The sequence below is a fragment of the Chitinophaga costaii genome (genome assembly GCF_900094705.1).
GTDB classification, from domain to species: domain Bacteria; phylum Bacteroidota; class Bacteroidia; order Chitinophagales; family Chitinophagaceae; genus Chitinophaga; species Chitinophaga costaii.
Map to the genome: position 1 here is coordinate 176,839 of NZ_FMAR01000007.1, position 25,165 is coordinate 202,003.

The window sequence follows — 25,165 nt, forward strand, 5'->3', positions numbered from 1 at the left end:
GCAGCGACACGGTAGGTTTGCAGCGAATTTTACGACTTATTTCCATTTCAGTACAGCTAGTAGCAGCAGCACCCACCCTATAATAAAACAGAGCCCGCCTAATGGTGTAATTGCACCAATGGCCCGCGGAAACTCCACCCCTGCGGCTTTGCAAAGAACAATGGCGTAAAGAGAGCCGGAAAACAAAAAAGTGCCTATCACGAAAAGGCGGCCAGCCCAGGTAAGCTGTGCGCCCGGCATCCAGTTATACAGGATGGCTACGGCCAGCAAGGCAAATACATGATAGAACTGGTAAGTAACGCCTGTCTGGAAAGTGGTTACCGCTTCCGGTGCTACCAGTTCTTTTAATTTGTGTGCGCCAAAAGCGCCGAAGGTTACAGCCAGGGCGCCCAGTACTGCCGCCCACACTAAAAATCCTTTATGCATCTGCTAGTTTTTCCGTAAAGGTATCCAAAGAAATATCATCCTGGTTTATGATCAACTGCGCCTGTCCATAAAATGGTGCGCGCTCACTGAGTTTCCTTTCAATAAAATCTGCCACGTCTTCATCGGGCATATCGGCGATCAGGGGGCGTTTGTATTTCTTGCGCACCAGCCTTTCTGCCATGACATCGATAGAAGGATGAAGCCAGATGGTGACACCCCGCCCATTCATAAGGTCTATGTTTTCCTGCAGGCAAGGCGTGCCACCGCCGCAGGAAATAAGGAATTTGTCTTGTTTGGATAACTCCCGCAGCAGGTTGCTTTCTTTCTGGCGGAAATAATCTTCCCCTTTGTTAGCAAAAATATCGCTGATGGTCATTGCTTCATCCTGTACAATTACTTCGTCGAGGTCATAGAATGGCAATTGGTAGTGGTCTGCCAATTGTTTGCCCCAAAAGGATTTACCGGCACCCATAAAGCCTAATAAGAAGATTTTCAAAGTGATGTTATTTTAAGATGAGAGCGTTGCTGCTGGCATTTGCGGAATCAAATTAAACTAAATTTCGATTGATTGCAACGAGGGGTGACAAATACACTATATCAACACGTTGCCGCAGCTCCCTGCACCGCATCAGAGGTAAGCGTCCAGGCCAGGCATAAGGTGTCTTCCAGCAGGTATTGCAGTTGGAGCAGGGCCTCTACATCGCCCTTATGAAAGCGGCAGTGGATAAGGCCTGCGGGCCGGCAGGGAAAGGGCTGCAACCGGATATGCTCTTTAAAATCAATGCCCCCATGGCCATACCATTTATATACGGCTTCCTTGGCGCTCCAGCAAATGGTTTTGTGGGCCAAAGCCCGCGCCGGGTCTATGAAAGCGCGTTCGGCCACACTCAGGAACTTGGGCGCTATTTTTTCAATGGTGGGCTGCATTTCTTCAATATCTATACCCACGCTGCCATGACGGCTAATGATGGCGGCAGCATAATTACCGCAATGCGAAATGGAAAAATGGAAACGCCCGTCGGTAAGCACCGGCTTACGGTTATTGGAAATACGGATATCGGCCACCGGGAAATCGGCGAATAAACTGGTAAGCAGGTAGCGCCCCGCCAGGTGTTGGAGGCGCTTGTGCAGGTGATGAATACTGGACTGTACCTGTACCCTTGCTTCAAAAAAAGCTGCGGTTTCCGCTATCTGCCACACGCCCAATATGGTGCCGGGATCAATTTGTATGGTACGTATTAATGGCATATCTTGCCAAATTAAAAGTTAAACAGCGAAATGCCAAATGAATGTATCTGGTACAAGATATTCGGTACAAGGTACGGCATTCGAGGGAACTGCATAAAGCCTTGTAGATAGTACACCCTACAATGCATCATCAAATACTACGATTATGATATTGTCCGACAAACGTATACTGGAAGAAATTTCCAAAGGCACCATCCTCATAGCGCCTTTTGACCGCAAGTACCTGGGGACAAATTCCTACGATGTGCATCTGGGCAAATACCTGGCTACTTACAAGGACCGTGTGCTGGATGCCCGGGCGCATAATACGATTGAGCATTTTGAAATACCCAAAGAGGGCTTTGTACTTCATCCCGGCACCTTATACCTGGGGGTAACAGAAGAATATACTGAAACCCACGCCCACGTACCTTTTCTGGAAGGCAAGTCCAGCACTGGCCGCCTCGGCATAGACATACATGCCACTGCCGGCAAGGGCGATGTAGGCTTTTGCAATACCTGGACCCTGGAAATTTCCTGCGCGCAGCCGGTACGCATCTACGCTGGCATGCCCATTGGCCAGCTTATTTATTTTGTGGTGGAAGGGGATGTAGAAATTCTTTACAACAAAAAAGGTAATGCCAAGTACAACAGCCGTACCATCCGCCCTGTGGAAAGTATGATGTGGAAGAATGAATTTTAATCCTGCCACTTAACATAAAAGCTGTGTGATTGCTATGGCTTCTGGGTTAACAGCTCGGCAATCGTGGTACAAGCGAAGATTACCGCAGCCGTCTTGTTCTTGTTAAGCAAAAATTCCCTGATAAACTTCAGCGATGCAGTGATATGACTATTGACGGTAGCCACCGAGATATTAAATTTAGTAGCGGCATCTTTGTAGCTATTTCCTTCCAGTTTGCAATAAATAAAAATTTGTTTTCGCTGCGGTGATAGCTGAGCGATGGCTTCGTGAAGGAATTTTTCATTTTCCTTTGCTTCGAGCTGCACATCGGAATGAAAATATTGTACGATGGCATTATTCATCAGGTGGGCGGTAAGTTTTGCATCTTTGGCAGCCTTCCGGAAAAAATCAAATACCTGGTTTTGTGCCACCTTGAACAAGTATGCATTAAAATGCAGTTCCAAATTTATTTCCTCCCGCTTTTGCCAAATCTTCAAAAAAATATCCTGCACAAGCTCGTCGGTAATGCCATTATCTTTCACCAAGGCAAATACCTTCACATAGATTGATTTAAAAAAATGGTGATACAAGCGCGTAAATGCGTTCCTGTCTCCACCTTTCAATCGGACCAATAAATCTTGCAGTTCATTCTCCTTCACAATGCGTGCTATTTGATGGCGAGAACTAAAAAATCACAATTCTGCTGCTTAAATGTAATTAAAATTTAAGACACGTAGGATGTTTTGCGCAGGCTGAGAGAGGAATCGTGTTTTTTTTTAAAATTATTTAAAAACGATTCATTGCTTTTTGTTCCGGCTACGTATTCATTATAGACGGTTTCGCAAAAACTGGATTTAACAGGTAAAAATGAGTCACACAGATCCAAAGGACCTATTCGAAAAATTCATCCGCAATCAATGCAGCGAAGCTGAGATTGCGGCACTGCTTCATTTTTTTGAAGATCCTGCACAGGAAGAAGTGTTACGGCATTTGCTGGATGAACAATTAGCGAAGGAACCGGCGCCTGGTATGCTAAATGGAATAGACCTCGATCAAAAAGAAAAAATTATCCTGGCCCACTTGCAACCGGCCCTGCCACCGGCCAGTACCAGCAGCAAACCTATTAGAAAATTATGGCCGGCGATAGCTGCTGCGGCAGCGGCGGTAGTCTTCGTAGTAGCGGCAGGACTCTACCTGCATACGCAACGTAGGCTCGAATCACCCATTTTTCCAGGAGGAAGCATGGCCAGGCTTACGCTATATAATGGCAAAATCATTCTGCTCGACAGTTCAAAATCCGGGCAGGTAATTAAAGAAGATAACATTACTATTGGCAAAACCAAAACCGGTCAACTAGTTTTCGATTTGTCGACGGTACAAGAAGAAGCCGCCCGCACTGGCTATAATACGATTACCACTCCTGCTGGTGGCCAGTACCAGGTAGTATTGCAGGATGGCACCCAGGTTTGGCTCAACGCTGCTTCCTCTATCCGGTTTCCCGCCGCTTTTTCATCGGCCTCGCGGGTAGTAGAGCTGCAGGGTGAAGCTTATTTTGAAGTAGCAAAGATTAGCAATACAAAAGGCCGGATACCTTTCTTCGTAAAATCTGCTGGTCAGGAAGTAGAAGTACTGGGTACTCATTTTGATGTGGATAGCTACAGTGATGAACCTTTTACCAAAACTACGCTACTGGAAGGAAGTGTTAGCGTAAAGGCCGCCGGCCAGCAACGCATCATTAAACCAGGTGAACAATCCCGCCTGAAAAGCGGGGTCCTAAATGTGCTGGCAGTAAATGCAGAAGATGAAATAGCCTGGAAGAATGGCAACTTCCAGTTTAATGAAGCCGACATTCAAACCGTCATGCGGGCCATTAGCCGCTGGTACAATGTAACAGTAGTGTTTGAAGGGCCACCTACGCAGGAAACATTTGGCGGAACAATATCTCGATCAAAGAATCTAAGGGAAGTTTTGAATTCCCTGGAAGAAACAGGGGCAGTAAAGTTCCTCATCGATGGGCGAACCGTAAAAGTTACACAGTAGAAAATGTTCAAGGATATGGATACCGGCAAGTGATGTATACACGAGCAAGCTATTTCCATCTTTTATAATAGCAATAAAAATTAATACCAACCAAATCTAACACTGCTGCCATCTGGTGGTTCTCAAACCTATGTACATGATAGTTCCAATTACAACTTAAAAATCGGTTTACCGGTATTCCTGCATGCTGGAAACTGTGTACCGCACTGTGCCGAAGTTGCACTTTCCGTTTCGTAAAAATCATTATCAACCAAATCTCCGCGGTCTTTATGGCCTGCGCTTAAAACTGTATGTACATGAGGTCTTCCATCTTTCTCAGGGATAATCCTTATCCATTATTCCCTGTAAAAATGGCCAGGATGGCTAAGATGACGCTTATCCTGGTGAGTGTTTTTATACTGCAACTCAGCGCTACTACCCTGGCGCAACAGCTCACCATTAGTAAGAAAAATGCCCCACTGCCAGAAATCTTTAAAGAAATCAGGCAGCAAAGCGGTTTTGATTTTATTTACACCTCCTCACTGATCCAGGAGGCCAAACCGGTTACCATTCATGTTTCCAAAGCTTCTTTGGAAGAAGTGCTAACCATCTGTTTTGCCAACCAGCCGCTGAGCTATTCCCTCAGCAACAAAACCATTACAGTAAAGCGCAAAACAGCCGGTACCAATAATGCACAGCATTTTACCGCGGCAGATGTTAAGTCTGATTCCGGGAAAGTGGCTTCCGGTATCGTGCGGGACAACAATGGTATTCCTTTACTGAATGTAAGCGTATGGTCGATGGAGGTAAACCAGCGCACTGTTACCGATGTAAATGGTGCCTTCACCGTACCCATACCAGATGATGGGGCCGCTACGTTGGCATTTAGCTGCGTGGGCATGAAAAACCAACAAATAACCTACAATGGGCAGCGACATCTAAACGTAGTGCTAACCGCCACCGTAAGTGCCCTGAATGAATTTGTGGTAAATGGTTACCAAACCATCAAAAAGTCGGACATGGTAGGTGCGGTTAGTAGCGTAAATGCCAAAGACCTTTACATCAATGGCTTCACCTCAATAGAGCAAGCCTTGCAGGGTAAACTAACTGGGGTTATGATAGAAAATACCAGTGGCCTTGTAGGCACCCGACAGAAAACAAGGGTACGGGGAACCTCTACCCTACTGGGCACCCAGGAACCTGTATGGGTGGTAGATGGTATTATCCAGCAAGACCCACTTCCATTTAAACAGGAAGTCCTCAATTCCGTTGGCGAAATTACCCGCGATAATTTCGACTATATCCGGGACTATGTGGGCAATTCCATTGCCTGGCTAAATCCCATGGACATAGAAAACATCACTGTATTGAAGGACGCATCTGCCACGGCCATTTACGGCATACGCGCCGCCAATGGGGTGATCGTGATCACCACCAAAAAAGGCAAATCTGGCCCCGCTTCAATCAACTATTCGTTTGGCATGAACACCACAGACCCGGTAGACTATAAACGACTGGAACTTATGAACTCCCGGCAAAGAATAGCTGTGTCGCGCGAGATCTATGAACGCGGCCTTACAGCTTCTTATGTAAACAGTAACATTGGCTATGCTGGTGCACTTACCCAATACCTGAATAAAGATATCACTTACGATGAGTTTAACGCGCAGGTACACGAAATGGAGGCCGTAAATACCGATTGGTTCAGCATCCTGTTCAGAACTCCCATCAGCACCAATCATAACCTCAGCATATCTGGCGGCAGTACCAATACAAGGTTTTATACATCCTTTGGATACAACAATACCCAGGGAACGGCTATAGGCAATGGAGCAAAAGCCTACACCGGCAATATGAGCGTGAACATGACCCTCTCCCCCAAACTAAACGTAGCCGTACGCCTATCCGGATCAGAAAAAAACACCGATGGTTTTTACCTGGTAGATCCTTATAGCTATGCCAAGGGAATGAACCGCGTATTGCCCGCCACCAATGCAGATGGCAGCCTTTTCTACTACAAAGACCCTAATGGTTTTAGCTACAACTTTCTGAATGAAAGAAATAATACCGGCTCTACCAACAAGGTTATTTCTGCTAACACAAGTTTGGAAGTGAATTACGATATCATAAAAGGATTGAAATTCCAAACCCTGTTTAGTTATAATGCCACTTCTACCGTAGCCTCCTCTTATGCTACCGAGAAAACAGAATACATTGCTCATAATTTCCGTTTTTACGATTACGGCACGGTGCTGCCCAACAGTACGGCCTACCTGAATGCCAAGCTACCCAGGGGTGGAGAATATAATTCCGATAATAACACCAGTGCTGCCTGGAACTGGCGCAATAGCCTGTCTTATTCAACCATTCTTAAACAAAAACATGCCCTGGCATTTCTTTTTGGCCAGGAAGCGAACAGTACCCGCTACAATGGACTGTCTTCCACTACCTATGGCTACCTACGGGACAGGGGTAATACTTTTGCTACTGTACCGCTTACTTATACCGCCCGCGCTGTACCAAATGATTTGCTATCCAGCACCTACCAGCCGCACATTATCACTAATCGGTTGACGAATACCATGGGCTTCTACCTCACCGGCAGTTATACCTACGACAACCGTTACGTGGCCAACTTTAGCGTACGTACCGATGCCTCTAACCGTTTTGGTCAGTTTACCAATGAAAGCTTTAATCCGGTATACGCGGGTGGCTTGCGCTGGAACATGGCACGCGAAAAATGGTTTGAAAAAACCCGGTGGATATCCGATATCAGCCTGAGAGCATCCGGCGGTTATCAAAGAAATATTGTAACCAGCGTAAGTCCTACGCTGATCCTGAAAATCCCCTCCGGCGCGGCTTCTAATGTCATCGATCAATTCACAGGGGAAGAGCTGCTTGACATTGCCTCGCTGCCTTATGCCGATTTACGCTGGGAGAAAAACTCCAGTGTGAACCTGGGTACAGACCTAAACCTGCTAGATGGCAGGATACAATTCACCCTCGATTACTACAACAAAACCGGTAAAGACCTCATCTCTTTGCTGAATGTGCCTGTTGAATATGGCGTACAAAGCATGCCGGTGAATGGCGGTTCTATGAAGAACACAGGGTGGGAGTTATCCACCAGCTTTGTACCAGTAAGAACAAAAGACTTTACCTTTTCGGTATCGTTAAATTCTTCCAAAAATTATAACAAAGTAATAAAGACAGGCACCCAAAATGTAAACTGGAAAACGGCGGCCTCCGGAGCACTGGTAGAAGCCGGTCATCCCGTATCCGGTTTTTGGGCATTTGACTACCAGGGTATTGATAAAACAACCGGCTATCCTATCATTAACCTGGATGTAAAAGCCGGAAGCGATCCTACGGTAGACCCTACTGCTTATATGAAATATGTAGGTAAGCTAGACCCTGATTTTGTAGGTGGCATGGGCATTAACCTACGCTATAAAAAGCTCACTTTCAATTCATCCCTATACCTTCAACTAGGTGGCAAGAAATTCCTGGCGCCCGCTTACCCGCTCACCTCTACCCTGCCTACTGAGTATGAGAACCTCTCTACAGAATTGCTGAAACGCTGGACACCGACAAATGTAAATGCCACACTGCCTGGCTTGCCAGACAGCCGTGCGCCCTATGTATCTCTGCCTGGCTCTACAGTGAACTCGCTTAATCAGGCTGCCGTGTACGATATGTACAATTATAGCACAGCCAGGGTGGTGAGCGCTACCTCCCTTCGCGTTAATAATATTTCGCTGAACTATTCCTTGCCAGACAAACTGGTGAAAGGGCTTGGGTTCCACAATATTAATGCAGGCGCCAGCGCTTCCAACCTCCTCAATTTTGTGAGCAAGGATTTTAAAGGACGTGATCCGGAGGTAGCTACCGGCGCACAACCGCTTACCCGTGCTTACACACTGAATGTTAATTGCAGTTTCTAACTTTTTATACCATGGTCATGACCAAACGCATCACATATTTAATCCTGTTATTCAGCCTATGCACATGCATATCCTGCCGGAAATTCCTGAAGGAAACAAGCCCGGATGAAATTAAACCGGAGACAACAGATGATCTCACCTCGCTGATGAATGCGGAAGCCTATCCCTATCAGGACGCCGTAAATACTTTTGTAGACCTGCTGACAGACGACATTCAAAGCAATGGACAGGGAAAGCTGTACAATGGCGACCCGGACCCCAGCTACCTGAGTGCCCTGCAAAATGGCACCCTGGTGTTCAATTGGGATCCCAAAATGTTTGATGGTGACCCTATCCTTTCATTGGGTACCGACTCTTATAGCATTTACTACAGCAAGATCAATGGTTGTAATGTGGTCATGGATAACCTGAGTAAAGTATCTGGAACCGATCAGCAAAAAAATGCCATCCTGGGGCAAACCCTGTTTCTCCGCGGATACTATTATCTCCGGCTGGTAACGCTGTACAGCCAGCCCTTTAACGGAAAAGGCATAGATCCCAATGTGAGCCTGGGCGTTCCACTCATTTTGTCGAGTACCGTTACAGACAACTACCCTACCCGCAACACCATTGCCGAAGTGTATGCGCAGGTAGAAAAAGACTTGAAACAAGCTGCGGAATTATTAAAGGCTAACTTCACGCCATCTACTGCCTTCCGGGCAGGCCACGTGGCGGCCTACAGCCTGTTATCGCGCATGTACCTGTATATGGGCCGCGACCAGGACATGGACAGCGTAGTTACCTATGCCAACAAGGTACTGGCGGAAAGGTCTATCCTAACACAGCTCACCTCCTATCTTACCACTGCCGGTTTAATGAGCGATGCAGGCATTTACAATACAGACCGCAGCCCGGAAGTAATATGGGTTTCCGGCGCTAATCCAACTATTGCTAATGGATACTTTCCTTCACAAGGATATGAGAAGCCGCCTTACACAGTATCGGCCTCCCTGCAATCTATTTACGATCCTGGCACTTCTACCAGCAACCAGGGGGACCTGCGCTACGCATCTTACTTCACCCGCTGGTATTCCAATGGTTATTACCTGAACTACACTGGTAAAATAAATAGTACTGCCAAGTATGGTACCAATGGCATTCGGCTGGCAGAAGTATATCTGAACAGGGCTGAAGCATATGCCAGGAAGTATATCGCTACCGGTAATGCCACCTTTTCCGGCAATGCACTCAGCGACCTGAATACCCTGCGTGCATCCCGTTACGACACGCGCAACACCGCTTATGTGCCCGTGAATATAACCGATGCCGACAGCCTGTTTAAATTTTGCCAGGACGAGCGCAGGCGCGAACTGTGCCTGGAAGAATGCCACCGATGGGTAGACATCAAGCGCTGGGGCCTGTCTATCTCCCACCATTTTATTGCGGCAGATGGCAGTACCACGGATGTAACCTTGCCTTCCGGCAGCCTGGTTTACGCCCTCCCTATTCCTTTTACCGCCATCAACCGGAATTACAAGCTAATGCAAAACCCAAGGTAATACCCTTATTAAAACGAAACACCATGAACAGATATATCAAATACATGTCACTGCTGGTACTCGTGATTAGCGTGGCAAGCTGTAAAAAATCTGAAGGACGGCTTACGCCTACCACTATCAATGATGGCTATACGCTGCCTCAGGGCACGCATGATTACGATACGCTGATCCAGTCTTATTTCGATAAATACCACAGTTATTTTCTGTATAATTTTAGCGAAAAAGACGCCTACTGGACACCTACCGGTTATAAAAACGCCACCCTGGGTACCAGCGGCTACTGGTCGAACGGCTTTGAAATGACACCTGCCCTGGATCCTTATATCAAGGCCCAGCTTAGCTTATTCGATGTAAGCTGCCTCCGTTTTTATTCCGATACATTTTTAAAAGCATTTTTACCAGTAAAAATATTGCTATGCAGCGAGGTAGATTCGGTGTATAACAACTACGACTTCTCCACCTCGCCCCCTACCATCACCAAAGGAACCAAACACGTGGGCGCCTGGTATAACTACGACAATATTTGCATCAACTATGGCAATGAGCGCGTACTGAGCATGAGCCAGGCCGACTCGCTGGCCTACCTCACAAAAGTGAATCTCATTTTTATCAAAAGTATCATAGGTCGTGGCATCACCAGCCCTATTGAAGAATTTACAGAACAGACTAACTATACGTCTACGCCTACCAGCATGCTCGATGCATATTCCAAAGGCATGCTAACCCCCTATTACAACGGGCCTACCGCTACCTCCGACTGGTACCAGTATCTGCTGGCCATGACCACCGTATCGGAAACAACTTTGCATACTGCGGCGCTTTCTACGTACGATGCCACCTTTACGGGCATCCTTAACAGTAAGAAAGATGCTAATGGAATTATACAGAAGCGGTACAACATTGTCAGAAATTATTTTATCACTACTTACAACGTAGACCTGCAAGCCATAGGGAACGCTTGCAACCCTTAGAGGCCAACCCTTCCGCCAAATTTAAACATTTATGAGATCCGGTTTTTCAATTATCCTCCTCCTGCTCTTTGGCATAACGCTACAAGCAAAGGAATTACCCACCGTCAGCCAGTTTATAAAGCCAGGGGCAAAAGCTTACAAAGGCATGTTCAATATCTATCTGCAAGATGAGCAATACTTCATGCAGCTTCCCCTGGCCCTGCTCAACAGGGATATCCTGACCACGATAACCATCAACAAAGGTTCTGCCCAGGCAGTTCGGGATGTACAACAGCGTTTTGGCTTTGCCGGAGATGCAGTGTATGATGGCGTAATCCGTTTTAGCCAGGGAGCCAATCAGAAGGTATTATTGACACAACCGGTTTTCTACAATGCCGCCGACAGCAGCAGCAGTTATTACAAATTGCTGCAATCTGCTACCCTGCCGGTGTACATGGCATTCGACATACAGGCGGCAGACAGTGGTTCGGTACTCATAGATATTACCACCGCCTTTACCGGAGACAATCCAATGTTTTCCCTTAAAGGCGTGAAAGAAGAACTAAAATTGGGTAGTTATATGCGGGAACGCTCCTATCCTTTAAGTGTAACTTGTTATCAAGACAATATCATTTTCCGATCCGTGAAAACCTACGGCCCAGGGGGCAGTGCGCCACAGGATGAAGAAAACAGGCCTGCCAACGATGAAAAAAAACCAACTTCTGCACCCACGGTGTGGGAGGTGGGGGCCTGCTGGTACCTGCTCCCCGATGTGCCGATGCAACAACGGCTTGCCGACAAACGTGTAGGCTATTTCATGCGCCAAATGAAAGATTATAGCCGCGATCCAAACCAGGTAAAAAATACCGTAGTAGCCACCCGCTGGCGATTGGAGCCAAAGCCTGAAGATGTGGCCCGCTACGAACGTGGTGAGCTGGTAGAACCTGCCAAACCCATAGTTTTTTACATAGACCGTAACACCCCCGAAGCACTGCGCCCCTACTTTATTGCAGGTGTAAATGCCTGGCAAAAAGCCTTTGAACAAATTGGCTTTAAAAACGCCATCCTCGGGAAAATGGAGCCTTCACAGCAAGAAGACAGCGCCTACGCCATCGATAATGTTCATTATTCTATTATTTCCTACAAACCTTCTGCCAATCCTAATGCCTACGGCCCATCTATCGTAGACCCGCGATCGGGTGAAATACTCAGTTCGCACGTAGCCGTATTCCACAATGTATTTGACCTGGTGCAGCGCTGGTACTTTGTAATGTGCGGCGTATTGGACCCACGCACCCATCATATTCCATTTACCCCTGATGTTATGGGGCCACTGGCCCAAACGGTGGTATGCCATGAAGTAGGCCACACGCTGGGCCTGCGGCACAACTTTGCAGGCAGTTCTGCCTACGATATAGACAGCATTCGAAACCAGGACTTTTTACAAAAAAATAGCTTTGGCGCATCCATGATGGACTACATGCGCTTCGATTATGTAGTACAGCCACAAGATCACATTCCAGCCGAACTGTTGCTACCACGGGTAGGCGTATACGATAACTATGCCATCGCCTGGGGATATAAATACATGCCCCAGTTTAAAACATCCCTGGAAGAAAGCAAATACCTGCGATCCTGGGTATCTGAAAAGCTAAAAGATCCGCGCTTATTTTACTTGCAGGAAGGCGATTTCTTTGACCCCCGCGTGCAAGCAGAAGATGTGGGCAATAATGCTATGAAAGCCGGAGAACTGGGCATTAACAACCTGAAACTATTGTTAAAAAATATAGCGGCATGGACGGAAAAAGATGATGACGATAACTATACTCTTTTAAGACAGATGTACGCCAGTTCCGTAAGCCGTTATGGCGATTACCTCACCCATGTTATCAAAAACCTGGCAGGAAGATGGGCCAACGAATCGTTGCGCACTGATAACCAGCCGCACTATGTTGCTGTGACCAAGGCTCAGCAACAGCAGGCCATGCAATTTCTCAAAACCTATTTTTTTGAAGAGCCTACCTGGCTTTTCCCTAAAGACATTTGTAACAAAACAGGCTTTGGATTTAACGACCAGGTAGCTGCAGACTACGATACTTACTTGGGCAAGATTCTGTACAAATGCCTGTACATTGCCGGCCAGGAACACCTGCACGACAACCAAGATCCTTACACCACCGCTGCATTTTTTAATGACCTGTACGAAGGGGTATTTTCCCATGTGGAAGATGCCACACCCATTTCTGCTTACAAACGGCTATTGCAACAATCGTATGTGTCAAAGCTAATAAACGGAGCCATCAACCCAGCCTACCAGGCAGATAATATAGCCGTGCTGATGAAAATGCAGCTAGATAAAATTGCCGCTACCACAAAGGCAGCTGCCGACAAAAACCCGGATCATCTTTCCAAAATGCATTTGCGGGCTATTGCTGATATGATAGCCCTGTGGGAAAATGGAAACCCGGATAACAAACTGAATAAATAGTCCATAACATTGAAAGTTGAGATGAAACAAATGTTAAATATATGCCTCCTGCTAGCGCTGGGAATGCCGATAACGATGGCCCAGCACCCGGCTAAAGGCAATAGCAGAAAAACGACCTACCCTGCAAACGAAGGAAGTGGCGCCAAAGGGCATAGTAGTGAAACAGACAGCCTCCCTGCTTTTGAACACTTTTATAAACCAACTATGCAAACACTGCCGGGGGCTTTTACCGTATACCGGGATAAAGACCGGTATTTTATGCAAATAGATCCGGAGATGCAAAACCGGGATATCCTTGTAATCGGCGACCTGAAAAACGGACCCGCCATCCTGGCAAAGTCGTCCGGCATTATAAAAATAACACGGGGATTTCATGAAAACCTGAACGTAACCCGCGATACTTACAGCGAAACTGCTTCGGAAAATGCCGGTATGCAGGAACTGCTGGATAAGTCTACCTTACAGCCCGTGAGTTATGTGCTGCACATAGAAGCCAGGGGAAAAAAGACAGGCAGTTATATCATAGACATTACCCAGCAGCTGAACCAGGGAGGCGATCTTTTTTCCTTCCAGAACTACAGCCAGCTTAGTACCCCCGACCCGGCCAGATCTGGCGTGCTAGGGGTAAAGCCGGTAGATAAGGGCGTAGTATTTACCGTTACCCATTCGCAAACCGATTACACAAAAGATCCTAACGCGGGCAAGGGAGAAGACAAAGCTTCAACCTATGAATTGGAACTCATTTTCCAGCAACTCGATAAAACAAAGATGCCGGTTACCTACAGCGATCGCCGGGTAGGCTTTGAAACCGAAAACTATACCGACTTTGGCCGTGCCACCTACACCGCCAAAAAAGTATCCGTTATCAAAAAATGGGACCTTCGTGTAAGGCCCGAAGATGTAAAAAAATACGAACAAGGCACTTTGGTAACACCGGCAAAACCTATCCTGGTATACCTTGATAAAAGCATTCCAGCCATATATGCAGCCGCCATTAAAAAGGGCATTCTGCAATGGAATAAATGCTTTGAAGCAGCCGGTTTTAAAGAGGCATTGCAGATCACTACTTCACCCGATGATGCCTGGATAGCCACCGGCAAGATAATGGTGAAGTGGGGCAACGCGTATCAGGAACCCGCCACTACCCTCATAGATGATCCAAGAACAGGTGAAATACTGGCGGCAAGGATGAATGTATCTGAAGAAATGCTGGAAGACCTGCTGCCCAAATATTTTGTGCAGTGCGGAATGTACGATAAAAGGATACAGGAAGACTTGCACTCCCCTGCCGTGAAAAGCGATCTCCTGGAATACAAGGTAGCGCAAGCCATGGCCAAACTACTGGGTATGCGCCCCAATTATGCCGGCAGTGCAGCTTACACGCCTGCCCAGCTTAGGAATGCCCACTTTGTAGCCACGCACGGCATGACATCTTCTGTAACGGACGACCTGTTATTTAATTTCCTGCCACAGCCAGGAGAAACGGTAGACGTTTCCTCCGTGATTCCCCATGTGGGCAGCTATGACCGCTTTGCAATAGAATGGGCCTACCGGGAACAAACAGTAGAAAAACGCAATCGCCACTTTCTCAAAAACGGTGTGATCGATCCAGATTATTATTACACCGCAGAAGATAAAAGAAGTCCAGCCACCCAACACGGTGATCTGTCGTCAGATAACCTGGAGGCGGCGGCGATGGGCCTTCGCAACATCCAATATTTTTACCCTCAACTGGAAAAGATTACGGCTGCTATGAAAAATGAAGACGATGAATGGTTTCCTTACCTGCTCATTGCCACTAATTTTTTAACGCAATACAGTTCTTGTGTTACCAGTGTGCTGCCCAATATTGGCGGGAAATACAGCACCGTAGTGATGCGAAATTATAACGAAGTACCCTATACCTTTGTATCAAAAGAACGGCAGCAACAAACTTTTGATTTTCTGAATACGCATTTACTACAAGGCTTGCCAGAATGGATAAAAAACAACCGGGCGCAATCGCTCGATGGTACTAACACGGAGAAGATTATGCTGCGAACAGCTCAAACCGTGATCAATGCGCTGGTAAGCCCAGACATGATCCGCGGCCTGTTGCAAGCCGAAGAAATGCAAGGCAACAAGGCCTTTACCACTGCCGACCTGTTTCGCAATATCGATCATTATATTTTTAAGGACTTTCAGCCCAGTGCCACTAATAACACCTATACGCTGGCTATACAAGCTGCAATGACCAGCGCGCTGATAGACCTCGCTGCTAAAAACAGGATATCTGGAGGCGTGTCAGATATTAGCGCAGTAATGAATGCCTACATGGATACATTTATACAACATTTGGATCAGGCCTGCAATACGACCCAGGACCCTATGGTACAGCAGCATTATAAACTAATGAAAATTCAGTTAAATAATAATTATATAAACAAAGGACAATGAGGATCCTACACTGCTTTATACTACTTCTCTTGGCCAGTTTTCCCACCCGGGCTCAAAACCGGGAGATCGCTTTCCAAAAAGATGCGCTGAGCGCCGCTTTGCAGGAAGGCAAGACCACGGGCAAAACAGTTTTTGTAGATTGCTACACGCAATGGTGCGGCCCTTGTAAGGCCATGGCCGCTACGGTGTTTAAAACAGATAGTGTGGCCGATTTTTTCAATGCCCACCTCATCAGTGTTAGTCTGGACATGGAGCAGGGCGAAGGACTGGCAGCCATGAAGAAATACAAGATAGGTGCCTTTCCCTCCTTCCTGCTGCTCAACGTAAATGGCGATATCCTTTACAAGTTTGTAGGTGCCATGTCTGCCAATGAATTCATGGAAAAGATCCGGGCAGGGCTTCAACCCGATAATAAAATTGCCGTTATGAACAGGCAATACGCAGAGGGCAACCGGCAAGATTCCTTTATCAGCAATTATATCCGCACCAAACTGGAAATGATGGAGATTACCGAAGGCAAACAACTTGCAAAAGAATACTTCCATCACCTTAGCGATAAACAAAGAACTGCCGCTTCCAATTGGTTCCTGTTTGCCGAAAACAGATACCGCCTTTACCTCTCGGACGTGCACAGCGAAAACTTTGCCTATCTCTGTGCCAACTGGCGTGCATTTGTAAAAGAAAATGGCAAAGCCGTGGTGGAAAACCGGCTGGGCGATATGTACCGGAAAATTGCCGCCTACGCGCTGGAAGGTTTTTATTTCAAAAAAGGATACCCTTATAACAAAGCCGAATTTGATACACATCGCCGGGAGCTCATGACTACAGACCTGCCTGATAAAGACCAGCTGCTGTTGCTCATGGATATTGCACAGGCAGCAGGAGAAGAAGATAAACTCAAAGTATCTAACCTCCTGGCTGATCATATTGATCACTTTAGCCCGCAAAATCAGCGCATTGCCTATTCTTTCTGGACGTTTTGCAATGCAGGCACAAAGATCCCTATCCCCAGGCTGAACGAAATATCGGAGAAAATCCTGCAAACATCTCAAGACCATTTCCTAACTGGTATGGCTAAATCGATGATCCGCAATTAAGCACATGGTACAACAATTTATACGGAGTAGCCTGCTATCTGGCTGTCTACAACTGGCTGCAATGGCACTGTTTGCGCAAAAAGCAGACTACGCGGCCGCCAACAAATACGAAGCAGACAGCCTGGCCACACGGATAGGCACGCTGCTGGTCATCCCCCAGTTCATAAATCACAGCGACGCATTCTGGTTTAGCGATGGCGGCATTCCACATAAAAATACCTTCCTGGTAGATCCTAAAAGGCAGCAGCAATACCTGCTTTTTGACAAGCAAAAAATTGTTCCGCAATTGGCCGCCTTGCGAAAAGAGCCGGTAGATAGCATCCGGCTGCCGGACACCCAGCAACAATTGCCCAAACTGGGAACATCACCGGATGTTGTGCAATTTGATTACAAGGGAGACATTTATCTTTACAACTACGTGCGGGGCAAACTGTCGAAAGCCACTGCTACCCCTCGGGCAGCACAACGGGTATGGGCCCCTGGCAGTATCTCCCCCGATAAGCAATGGACAATTTATGAGGATGGGAATAAAATTGTTTTAAAAAGCCTGCACGATACAGCTACCCCAAACAGGGTGTTGGCCAACAACGAAACAGCTCTTTCTTTCACGGAACGCTACTGGCACAATGCCACCACCTTTTGCCTGGTAAGGGAAGATACCCGCAAGGTAGGCGTACTGTCAGTGATCAATTCCCTGGCATGGCCTCGCCCACGGGTAGAAACTTACAAATATGAATTGCCCGGCGATAAAAACGTAAAACAATTTGCACTATTCATTGGCCACGTTGCAGATGCTAAGCTGGTGCAGGTGAACATAGAGAAGTGGCAGGACCAGGAGATCACGGTAATCCCATCGGATGCCCGTTCGCCGGAAATATTTTTTACCAGATCCCGGCGTACCCGTGATGAAATGGAGCTTTGTGCCGTAGACATCCAAAACGGCAAAGTACGCGTAGTGATTAACGAAGTAAGTAAACCATATATCAATACCGACCTGTTTGCCGTAAAAATATGGAATGGCGGCAACGACATTTTATGGTGGTCCGACCGTTCGGGTTGGGGACATTATTACCTGTATGCAAAGGATGGCACCATGAAGAACGCTGTAACACATGGTGAGTGGACAGCTGCCAGGATATTGCAGTTGGATACCCTGCACCGCACCCTATTGTATTATGGTTATGGCAAAGAAAAAGGGCGTAATCCCAATTTCCCTCACGTTTACGAATCACCGCTCTCCGGTGGCGCAGCAAAGCTCATCACGCCGGAAGATGCCTCCCACCAGGTATTTATTTCACCCACGGGCCAATACATAGTGGACACCTATTCCCGCATTGACCAGGCCCCTCAAACTGTATTAAGAACCAGCCATGGCAAATGGGTGAAGGCCGTATTTACGCCAGATATTAGTAAACTATACGCCTATGGCTGGAAAACACCAGAGCCCTTTACCGTTAAAGCTAAAGACGGCATCACCAACCTGTATGGCATTATGTGGAAACCGTATAACTTCGACTCCACCCGCAAATACCCGGTGATCTCGCAGGTATATCCCGGCCCGCAAACGGAAACCGTGTGGACAGACTTCACTGTGTTAGACCGGTATAATAATACTTCGTTGGCGCAACTGGGTTGCATTGTGGTGTGTATGGGCCACAGAGGCGGCTCGCCGTATCGCAACGCGGCTTATTACAAATATGGCTATGGCCAACTAAGAGACTATGCACTGGAAGACGATAAGTATGGGCTGGAACAGCTTGCGCAGCGGTATTCATTTATAGATATCCACCGGGTAGGCATCACCGGTCATTCCGGCGGCGGCGCCATGGCGGCTACAGCCCTGTGTACCTATCCCGATTTTTATAAGGTGGGTGTTGCCTCTTCCGGCAATCATGATAACAGCATCTATAACCGCACCTGGGGAGAAAGCTACCAGGGCATTAGCCTGGGGGCCGATAGCGCTGCGGACGAAGTGACCGCTAATAAAAACGCAGTGGCCACCCCGTTTACGTTTAAGGTGGATAAAAACCAATCCCTGGCAAAAAATTTAAAGGGAAAGTTATTGCTGGTTGCAGGAGAATACGATATGAACGTGAACCCCAGCAATACGCTCCGGATGGCAGACGCCCTTATTCACGCCGGCAAAGACTTTGAGCTCCTGATACTGCCGGGGCAAACGCATACTTATGAAGGGGATTATAAAACTTATTACCAACGTAAACAATGGCACTTCTTTGGCCGGTATTTGATTGACGGCGAAGGCCTGGGCGAGAACACTGATCTAATGAAGCAATAATAGGGCAATGAACATGATCCATGCTGTTAGTAATACACGATCTCCCTTTTATAAAACGTCTTAGCTTTGCCTGCTGCATCAGCAACGGTCTGTATAGTCCAGTTGCCGCGTTTATCAAATTCGTAAGTCATCACATCGGTGGCGTTGTTGTCAATATTGCCATCATCATCTTTCACCAGGTTTTTAAGCACGTTCCCTTTCAGGTCGTAAGTAAGGGTAGAGAGCGTATGGGCAAGGGCATCGCGCTTTTCCTGGCTAATGAGTAGCCAGTCGCCGTTGTATTTGGAGGTGATGCTGTAGAGCAGGTAAAAATTCTTTTTCACCGGATCGCTGCCATATTTCTTTTCTGTTTCCAAATTGCCATTCGCGTTGTAAGTGTATATTTCTTTCGCCACGGGTTTGGGCGGCTTGCCGGCCGAGGTGCGCCGCTCCACGATCTGCCCACCCCGGTTATATTTATTTTGGTAAGCAATGCGAAAGGTATCGATGCCCCCTCCGTTCACGCCGGTTTGGCGGGCCAGGCTGTTATGATCATCGTATACAAAACGTTCGCGGTAGTTCAGGTGACCATCGCTGGCATACACTTTTTTAAGCACCAGATTTTGCCGGTTGTCGTAGGTATATTCCTGGCGGAGATAAAGTGCAGGCTGTTTTAGGTCCTGATAAGCGCCCTGGTTAAAATAGATTTGATTTTCCTGCAGGTAGCCGTCCTGGTCAAAATTATAAACGTCCTTGCGGTACCAGGCACCGGGTTTTTCTCCATTGCGGGCAATGTATTCGTATTGCGTAAGGGTTTTCACCTTCCATTGCAGGTGCAGGGCGTACCAACTATCCTGCAAAGCCATTTCATTCAGCCGCTTATTAGAGCGGGTATGACAGGCCGTAGCGCATAACAGCAGGGCCGCCATGATCATTAAATATTTGATACTTACTTTACACATAGGGTTTGCAAATATATTCATCGGGCATAAAACAACTACTGCCTGCTACACTTATAATGATTTTAACAGGCGCCGCCGCCCCATATCTTTTTCTTACTAATGCTTTTGCCGTCTTTCATCACTTCCAGCGTACCATCGTAGGTAAAGGTATCGGTGGCCGCGTGCGTTTGCTGGTGGGCAATGGTGAGATGCACGACAAATCCATGTCCTTTATACCACACATCCTGGCCTTCTTTGCTATCGTGGCTCAGGTCTGCCCGCAGGAACACACGCACCCCATTTACCTGAAGCATGCCCACAAACTGGCCATCGCTTACAAAAATAAATTGCTCTTTATCAAGATCCGCTTCACTTTCTGCCGATCCGTCTGTACAGCCCTGGATAAAGTCGGGAATGCCTACCATCTTATCCAGTTTTAAAGCGGTAGCACCGGCCAGTGCGGCAATCGGCGCATCAGAGGTATCTATCTGCCGGGTGCTGGGCAGGGCATTGGCGGCCACGCTATCATTTACAGAAGCGGTTTTATTCATGCCGGCTAAGGCAGTATCGGCAATCGTTGCATTAGTAGTATCCTGCTGTTGGGCAGTGTTGGTATTGATGTTGGAATTACAGGCCATCACACCGAGTGTACCCAGTGCAAAAATGAAGGCAAGTTTATGCATAGAATCAACAGATTTAGCTATCAGCCGAATATCAGACCGGTAGGGCAAGTTAATCAACATCCGGCATCGCCCTCTATTTTTATACTTGTTTTTTTTGTATCAGCAGCCCACTGCCCCATTCACCGGGATGGATATTTTCTGATTGCCCCACTCCACTTCTATCATTCCGGCATAAATAATGCTATCGTTGGCATCCGGCCCGGTACGGTCATTGGAATGGATATGTACTTTAATACCGTGGCCTTCATACCACTGGTCGTCTTCCCCGGCCTCCATCTTGTGCGATATATGCAGGTACACTGGTGTGCCTTTTATCTTTATCACGATCACTGAAAAATCGCCGGCCAGCAGGTAGATTCCCTCCCGGAATGCCTTGCGGCTGCCGGCGGCCATCAATACACAACCGTCCGTAAATTCAGGCAGGCCTTGTAGGGTGTCCAGCGCCAGGGTGGTTACATGGGCCAGTGCTGGCAGCGGCACATCCGACGTATCGAGCCCCTCATACGGATTTACAGGCCGGGCGCTTCCTATAGGGGGTGGCGCAGATTGTACCGTATGCACAGTGTCTGTTACCAGCAAGGTAGTATCCTTTGGGTGGGTAGTGGAAGTGGTAGGATGGCAGGCGGTGAGGCAACAAAGAACCATCAAAAAAAACACGGGCTTAGACATAGGACAACGATTATAATGGTACAAAATATTAAAAAATTCCATAAAATGAAAGAGGCTGACCAAAAAGTAAAATGAAAGCTTTTTTGAATCGCTTAATCAATAATAGGTTTTTATCAGGTACCCGAATAAAAAGGGGCTGACCAATACTTTTTGGTCAACCCCGCAAAATATATAGACACCACTAGTTGGCTGCGGCAAGCGGTTGTTTCAGCAGTTGGTCTACCAGTTCATTAAATTCCTTTTTAAAGGTTTCATAATGTTCGCCCGTACCTGGTCCGGAAAAGCCGGTATGTACTGCTTTCACATTACCCTCCCGGTCTATGAAAATGGTGGTAGGAAATCCTTTCACGCCAGTAAGCTGTGGCAGAGTTTTCTCTCCTTTCTGCGGATCGCCGGGCGTTACACCGGTGAGCAAGAGGGGGTAGGTAATGCCAAATCGATGAATAAAAGGTTGCAGCGCTTTTACGGAAGCAGCGGCATCGGTGGTGCGTTCGTAAGCAAGCCCTATGATGGCCACTCCCCTGGATTTATTTTGCTCATACCATTTGGCGAGGTAGGCATTTTCGTCCATACAGTTGGGACACCAAGAGCCCAGCAGGGTTACAATCACCACCTTACCTTTAAAAGCCGGGTCTTTGATGGAAACGATTTTGCCATCCAGCGCCGGAAAGGCAAAGTCCAGTTGTGTTTGTCCAGGACGCATGCCCGCCAGGGCGGTTGCTGCAGGCAGGGAAGCCTTGGCATCCTTATGGGCATACCATTGTTCTTTGCTGCCTGGGCCTGCGTAAAATACCCCTTCGCTCAGAGAATGATCGTCGTTTATGATAGCCTGGAATACAAATGCATGCGATCCGTCGAAGGTGCTTAGCCGCAGGGTATCGCCGCTCACGGTGCCTTCCAGGAAACGGTAGTCGCCAGTGGTGGTGAGGAAGGTACCCGTTACTTTGCTAGCGGTTTGTTTAAATTCGCCTACGGCAAAATCGGTGTCTTTGGGCGTTACGAAATAGGTAGCCCAGCGACCGCTTACATTTTTTGCCGGTGCCACCGCAGTAGAAAAGCGTGCGCTTTCGTGGGGGATGGCCGTAAAGGGAAATACTACGTTGCGCTCCGGCAGGTGGCGTATCCACTGACCTTCCAGTCGTCCATTGGGCTGTAGTGCCGTTTTAAATTCGGAGTCAAAAAACGGCATGGTAAAGTTTACTGAATCTCCCTTCACAGATACTTCATCTACCAGCAGGCGCTCGCCGGCATTGCGGATGTAGATCACCTTGCGCGCAGCGCTATCCTTCACCTCAAAATTAAACACGATGTCTACCCCATCGGTGCGGTGCAGGCGGCCCTGCCAGGTGCCGTTCGCAAATGTACCACCATCGCCCGCCAGGCAGGGGAAGCCGGAGCAGCAGGCCAGGAAAAAGAGCAATTGTTTCATGCTGTAAGATTGGTTAATCGTAAATAAATAGGTACAAACAGCGCCGTGGTGGTGGCAACGCCTCCTTCAAAAGTAAGCATATCAGGGAAAAAATAACCGCAGCGCAGCAGCAAGCCAGGGGATACCCAACCCTGGGCCTACTATTTATAGGCCTTTACCTACCCTCCGCTATGCTTATGCCTGCCTATATCCTGCCCGACAGGGCCAACAAAAACCCATCAACAGGATCAAATAAAAAAAGCCAGCCCCCAAAGGCTAGCCACTTATCCATGGGCATCCCATCACCCTACCTTACAACAGGTGGTCTATGATCCCCGGAAAGGCCACCACCGCCATTACCCGCGCGCGCCAAACAATAAACTGCCAATGCGCACCAGCGTACTACCCGCCTGTAAGGCCAATTGGTAATCCCCGCTCATACCCATAGACAATTCTTTAAAATATACCTGGTCTGCAAAAAACTGTGCCTTCACCTTTTCCTGTAAGGCTTTCAGTTGCTGAAACTCTGCCTGTACGAGGCTTTCATCCTCCGTGTTAGTGGCCATGCCCATTAACCCGGTAATGCGTACGTGCGCAAAACCGGCGGCCTGCACGGCCGGTAGCAGTTGCAAAAGTTCAGATTCGTTCAGCCCAAACTTAGTGGTTTCCTGGGCTATGTGTACCTGCAACAAACAGTCTATCACCCGCTGCTGCTTGGCGGCCTGTTTCTCTATTTCCTGGAGCAGCTTCAGGCTATCCACCGTATGGATCACGCTTACAAAGGAGGCCAGGTATTTTACCTTATTGGTTTGCAGATGGCCAATGAAATGCCACTCGATATCGGCAGGCAATTGTGGCTGTTTTTCCACCAGTTCCTGCACATAGTTCTCGCCAAAAGCGCGCTGGCCGGCGGCATACAGCGCCTTTATATCGGCCACCGGTTTTAATTTGGATACGGCTACCAGCCGCGCGCCATAAGGAAGCAAGGCGGCCTGTATTTGCTGGTAAGCGGGAAGTTGTATAGACATGACGCGAAAGTAGTAAAAAAGGGAGTAAGTGTCTGGTAGCCTTCTCTCCTGCCAACGGCAGCGGGCAGCAGATATACACCGCCGCCCGCTATCATTTTATATTGACCACTGCCTAGTAACTTAAGCTAAAATAGCCCGGCTAATCACGATGCGCTGCACCTCGGAAGTGCCTTCATAGATCTGGGTGATCTTGGCATCGCGCATCAGGCGCTCCACGTGGTATTCCTTTACGTAGCCATAGCCCCCATGTATCTGCACGGCTTCTACAGTGACCGCCATGGCGGTTTCGGAGGCAAATACCTTGGCCATAGAGCCGCTCAGGGTATAGTCCAGGTGTTGGTCTTTTTCCCACGCTGCTTTATGTACCAACAGGCGGGCCGCTTCTATCTGGGTGGCCATGTCGGCCAGTTTAAACTGGATGGCCTGGTGCTGACTGATTTCCTTGCCAAAGGCCTTGCGTTGTTTGGCATATTGCAAGGCCAGTTCATAGGCTCCGCTGGCAATGCCCAATGCCTGGGAGGCAATGCCAATGCGCCCTCCAGCCAGGGTTTTCATGGCAAATTTAAAGCCGAAGCCATCCTCCCCAATGCGGTTGGCCTTGGGCACTTTCACGTCCTGGAACATAATGCTGTGGGTATCGCTACCACGAATACCCAGTTTATTTTCTTTAGCGCCCACCGTAATGCCGGGGGCATGTTTGTCTACAATCAGGGCATTAATGCCTTTGCTACCTTTTTCGGGGTGCGTTTGCGCGATGACCAGGTACACGCCGGCAGAGTTGCCGTTGGTGATCCAGTTTTTTGTTCCATTCAGCAGGTAATGATCGCCCTTGTCTTCAGCGGTGGTGCGCTGGGAAGTGGCGTCGCTGCCGGCTTCCGGCTCGCTGAGCAGGAAGGCGCCTATCACCTGCCCAGTGGCCAGGGGGATCAGGTATTGCTGCTTTTGCTCCTCGGTGCCAAAATTTTCCAGGCCCCAGCATACCAATGAATTATTTACACTCATACAGACAGACACGGAAGCGTCTATTTTAGAAATTTCTTCCATCGCCAGGGTGTAGGAAATAGTGTCCAGGCCTGCGCCTCCGTATCTGGGGTCTACCATCATGCCCATAAAACCCAGTTCTCCCAGTTTTTTGATCTGTTCTGCCGGAAATTGTTGGTGTTCATCGCGTGCTATAACACCGGGCAGCAGTTCATTCACCGCAAAGTCGCGGGCTGCCTGCCGGATCATCAGGTGTTCGGCTGTTAACTGGTAATTCATTTTTTTATAACGTGTTTTGGTGCTGTGTTTACAATAATACCCCTTAATACCCAGGTAAAAAAGAAGCATCCCCAGAATTACAGCTTATCCATTG

At 47.8% G+C, this 25,165-nt stretch carries 19 protein-coding genes; 9 read left to right on the top strand and 10 right to left on the bottom strand.

Translation table 11 applies throughout. The features are described 5' to 3' along the window. Positions 1 to 36: 36 nt before the first annotated feature. The 3 genes from GA0116948_RS11915 to GA0116948_RS11925 form a co-directional block, all read right to left on the bottom strand. Positions 37 to 426 carry a DUF423 domain-containing protein gene (locus GA0116948_RS11915; protein WP_089712435.1) on the bottom strand — a complete coding sequence of 130 codons (390 nt, stop codon included), beginning with the start codon at positions 424 to 426 and terminating at the stop codon, positions 37 to 39. After that, positions 419 to 922 (bottom strand): shikimate kinase, encoded by a 504-nt coding sequence (locus GA0116948_RS11920; RefSeq protein ID WP_089712438.1) that lies wholly within the window; start codon positions 920 to 922, stop codon positions 419 to 421. Before GA0116948_RS11920 ends, GA0116948_RS11915 begins: the two co-directional genes overlap by 8 nt. A gap of 101 nt (positions 923 to 1,023) precedes the next feature. Further along, positions 1,024 to 1,674, bottom strand: a complete 651-nt coding sequence (locus GA0116948_RS11925; protein ID WP_089712440.1) for a 4'-phosphopantetheinyl transferase family protein — start codon at positions 1,672 to 1,674, stop codon at positions 1,024 to 1,026. Positions 1,675 to 1,819: 145 nt separating this feature from the next. On the opposite strand from GA0116948_RS11925, the gene dcd reads away from it, so the two are divergent. Then, the gene (dcd, locus tag GA0116948_RS11930; protein WP_089712442.1) at positions 1,820 to 2,356 is read left to right on the top strand and encodes a dCTP deaminase; all 537 of its coding nucleotides are present in this window, start codon (positions 1,820 to 1,822) and stop codon (positions 2,354 to 2,356) included. 32 nt (positions 2,357 to 2,388) lie between these two features. Here dcd and GA0116948_RS11935 read toward each other — a convergent pair whose 3' ends face one another. After that, positions 2,389 to 2,994 (bottom strand): RNA polymerase sigma factor, encoded by a 606-nt coding sequence (locus tag GA0116948_RS11935; protein WP_262487120.1) that lies wholly within the window; start codon positions 2,992 to 2,994, stop codon positions 2,389 to 2,391. 208 nt (positions 2,995 to 3,202) lie between these two features. On the opposite strand from GA0116948_RS11935, the gene GA0116948_RS11940 reads away from it, so the two are divergent. The 8 genes from GA0116948_RS11940 (at position 3,203) to GA0116948_RS11975 (ending at position 19,103) form a co-directional block, all read left to right on the top strand. After that, a complete protein-coding gene (locus GA0116948_RS11940) occupies positions 3,203 to 4,375 on the top strand; it encodes a FecR family protein (protein ID WP_089712445.1) in 1,173 nt (390 codons plus the stop codon). A 296-nt stretch (positions 4,376 to 4,671) separates the two neighbouring features. After that, complete coding sequence (locus GA0116948_RS11945; RefSeq protein ID WP_089712447.1) at positions 4,672 to 8,298, top strand: SusC/RagA family TonB-linked outer membrane protein; 3,627 nt, start codon at positions 4,672 to 4,674, stop codon at positions 8,296 to 8,298. Between the two features lie 17 nt (positions 8,299 to 8,315). Continuing rightward, positions 8,316 to 9,836: a RagB/SusD family nutrient uptake outer membrane protein gene (locus GA0116948_RS11950; protein WP_089712449.1), complete on the top strand. Its 1,521-nt coding sequence runs from the start codon at positions 8,316 to 8,318 to the stop codon at positions 9,834 to 9,836. 23 nt (positions 9,837 to 9,859) lie between these two features. Further along, positions 9,860 to 10,807: a hypothetical protein gene (locus tag GA0116948_RS11955; RefSeq protein ID WP_089712451.1), complete on the top strand. Its 948-nt coding sequence runs from the start codon at positions 9,860 to 9,862 to the stop codon at positions 10,805 to 10,807. A gap of 31 nt (positions 10,808 to 10,838) precedes the next feature. Next, positions 10,839 to 13,274 (top strand): zinc-dependent metalloprotease, encoded by a 2,436-nt coding sequence (locus GA0116948_RS11960; RefSeq protein WP_089712452.1) that lies wholly within the window; start codon positions 10,839 to 10,841, stop codon positions 13,272 to 13,274. 21 nt (positions 13,275 to 13,295) lie between these two features. Next, the gene (locus GA0116948_RS11965; protein WP_089712454.1) at positions 13,296 to 15,710 is read left to right on the top strand and encodes a zinc-dependent metalloprotease; all 2,415 of its coding nucleotides are present in this window, start codon (positions 13,296 to 13,298) and stop codon (positions 15,708 to 15,710) included. After that, positions 15,707 to 16,807 carry a thioredoxin family protein gene (locus tag GA0116948_RS11970; protein WP_089712456.1) on the top strand — a complete coding sequence of 367 codons (1,101 nt, stop codon included), beginning with the start codon at positions 15,707 to 15,709 and terminating at the stop codon, positions 16,805 to 16,807. The genes GA0116948_RS11965 and GA0116948_RS11970 overlap by 4 nt, the downstream gene beginning before the upstream one ends. Before the next feature lie 4 nt (positions 16,808 to 16,811). Next, positions 16,812 to 19,103, top strand: a complete 2,292-nt coding sequence (locus tag GA0116948_RS11975; RefSeq protein WP_205686121.1) for a S9 family peptidase — start codon at positions 16,812 to 16,814, stop codon at positions 19,101 to 19,103. 26 nt (positions 19,104 to 19,129) lie between these two features. On the opposite strand, the gene GA0116948_RS11980 is transcribed toward GA0116948_RS11975, so the two are convergent. The 6 genes from GA0116948_RS11980 to GA0116948_RS12005 form a co-directional block, all read right to left on the bottom strand. Continuing rightward, positions 19,130 to 20,044: a hypothetical protein gene (locus tag GA0116948_RS11980; protein WP_123891771.1), complete on the bottom strand. Its 915-nt coding sequence runs from the start codon at positions 20,042 to 20,044 to the stop codon at positions 19,130 to 19,132. 62 nt (positions 20,045 to 20,106) lie between these two features. Continuing rightward, a complete protein-coding gene (locus GA0116948_RS11985) occupies positions 20,107 to 20,706 on the bottom strand; it encodes a hypothetical protein (protein WP_089712459.1) in 600 nt (199 codons plus the stop codon). Between the two features lie 99 nt (positions 20,707 to 20,805). Continuing rightward, entirely contained in the window at positions 20,806 to 21,375 is a 570-nt protein-coding gene (locus GA0116948_RS11990; RefSeq protein WP_089712462.1) for a hypothetical protein, read from the bottom strand. A 181-nt stretch (positions 21,376 to 21,556) separates the two neighbouring features. Then, positions 21,557 to 22,804 carry a peroxiredoxin family protein gene (locus GA0116948_RS11995; RefSeq protein ID WP_089712464.1) on the bottom strand — a complete coding sequence of 416 codons (1,248 nt, stop codon included), beginning with the start codon at positions 22,802 to 22,804 and terminating at the stop codon, positions 21,557 to 21,559. Between the two features lie 335 nt (positions 22,805 to 23,139). Next, positions 23,140 to 23,811 carry a YggS family pyridoxal phosphate-dependent enzyme gene (locus GA0116948_RS12000; RefSeq protein ID WP_089712466.1) on the bottom strand — a complete coding sequence of 224 codons (672 nt, stop codon included), beginning with the start codon at positions 23,809 to 23,811 and terminating at the stop codon, positions 23,140 to 23,142. 120 nt (positions 23,812 to 23,931) lie between these two features. Continuing rightward, positions 23,932 to 25,071, bottom strand: a complete 1,140-nt coding sequence (locus GA0116948_RS12005; protein ID WP_089712530.1) for an acyl-CoA dehydrogenase — start codon at positions 25,069 to 25,071, stop codon at positions 23,932 to 23,934. Between the last annotated feature and the right edge of the window lie 94 nt (positions 25,072 to 25,165).

Coding starts and splice junctions, on each gene's coding strand:
- GA0116948_RS11915 (WP_089712435.1), bottom strand. CDS start 426: ATGCATAAAGGATTTTTAGTGTGGGCGGCAGTACTGGGCGCCCTGGCT.
- GA0116948_RS11925 (WP_089712440.1), bottom strand. CDS start 1,674: ATGCCATTAATACGTACCATACAAATTGATCCCGGCACCATATTGGGC.
- dcd (WP_089712442.1), top strand. CDS start 1,820: ATGATATTGTCCGACAAACGTATACTGGAAGAAATTTCCAAAGGCACC.
- GA0116948_RS11940 (WP_089712445.1), top strand. CDS start 3,203: ATGAGTCACACAGATCCAAAGGACCTATTCGAAAAATTCATCCGCAAT.
- GA0116948_RS11945 (WP_089712447.1), top strand. CDS start 4,672: ATGAGGTCTTCCATCTTTCTCAGGGATAATCCTTATCCATTATTCCCT.
- GA0116948_RS11950 (WP_089712449.1), top strand. CDS start 8,316: ATGACCAAACGCATCACATATTTAATCCTGTTATTCAGCCTATGCACA.
- GA0116948_RS11955 (WP_089712451.1), top strand. CDS start 9,860: ATGAACAGATATATCAAATACATGTCACTGCTGGTACTCGTGATTAGC.
- GA0116948_RS11960 (WP_089712452.1), top strand. CDS start 10,839: ATGAGATCCGGTTTTTCAATTATCCTCCTCCTGCTCTTTGGCATAACG.
- GA0116948_RS11965 (WP_089712454.1), top strand. CDS start 13,296: ATGAAACAAATGTTAAATATATGCCTCCTGCTAGCGCTGGGAATGCCG.
- GA0116948_RS11970 (WP_089712456.1), top strand. CDS start 15,707: ATGAGGATCCTACACTGCTTTATACTACTTCTCTTGGCCAGTTTTCCC.
- GA0116948_RS11975 (WP_205686121.1), top strand. CDS start 16,812: ATGGTACAACAATTTATACGGAGTAGCCTGCTATCTGGCTGTCTACAA.
- GA0116948_RS11980 (WP_123891771.1), bottom strand. CDS start 20,044: ATGTGTAAAGTAAGTATCAAATATTTAATGATCATGGCGGCCCTGCTG.
- GA0116948_RS11985 (WP_089712459.1), bottom strand. CDS start 20,706: ATGCATAAACTTGCCTTCATTTTTGCACTGGGTACACTCGGTGTGATG.
- GA0116948_RS11990 (WP_089712462.1), bottom strand. CDS start 21,375: ATGTCTAAGCCCGTGTTTTTTTTGATGGTTCTTTGTTGCCTCACCGCC.
- GA0116948_RS11995 (WP_089712464.1), bottom strand. CDS start 22,804: ATGAAACAATTGCTCTTTTTCCTGGCCTGCTGCTCCGGCTTCCCCTGC.
- GA0116948_RS12000 (WP_089712466.1), bottom strand. CDS start 23,811: ATGTCTATACAACTTCCCGCTTACCAGCAAATACAGGCCGCCTTGCTT.
- GA0116948_RS12005 (WP_089712530.1), bottom strand. CDS start 25,071: ATGAATTACCAGTTAACAGCCGAACACCTGATGATCCGGCAGGCAGCC.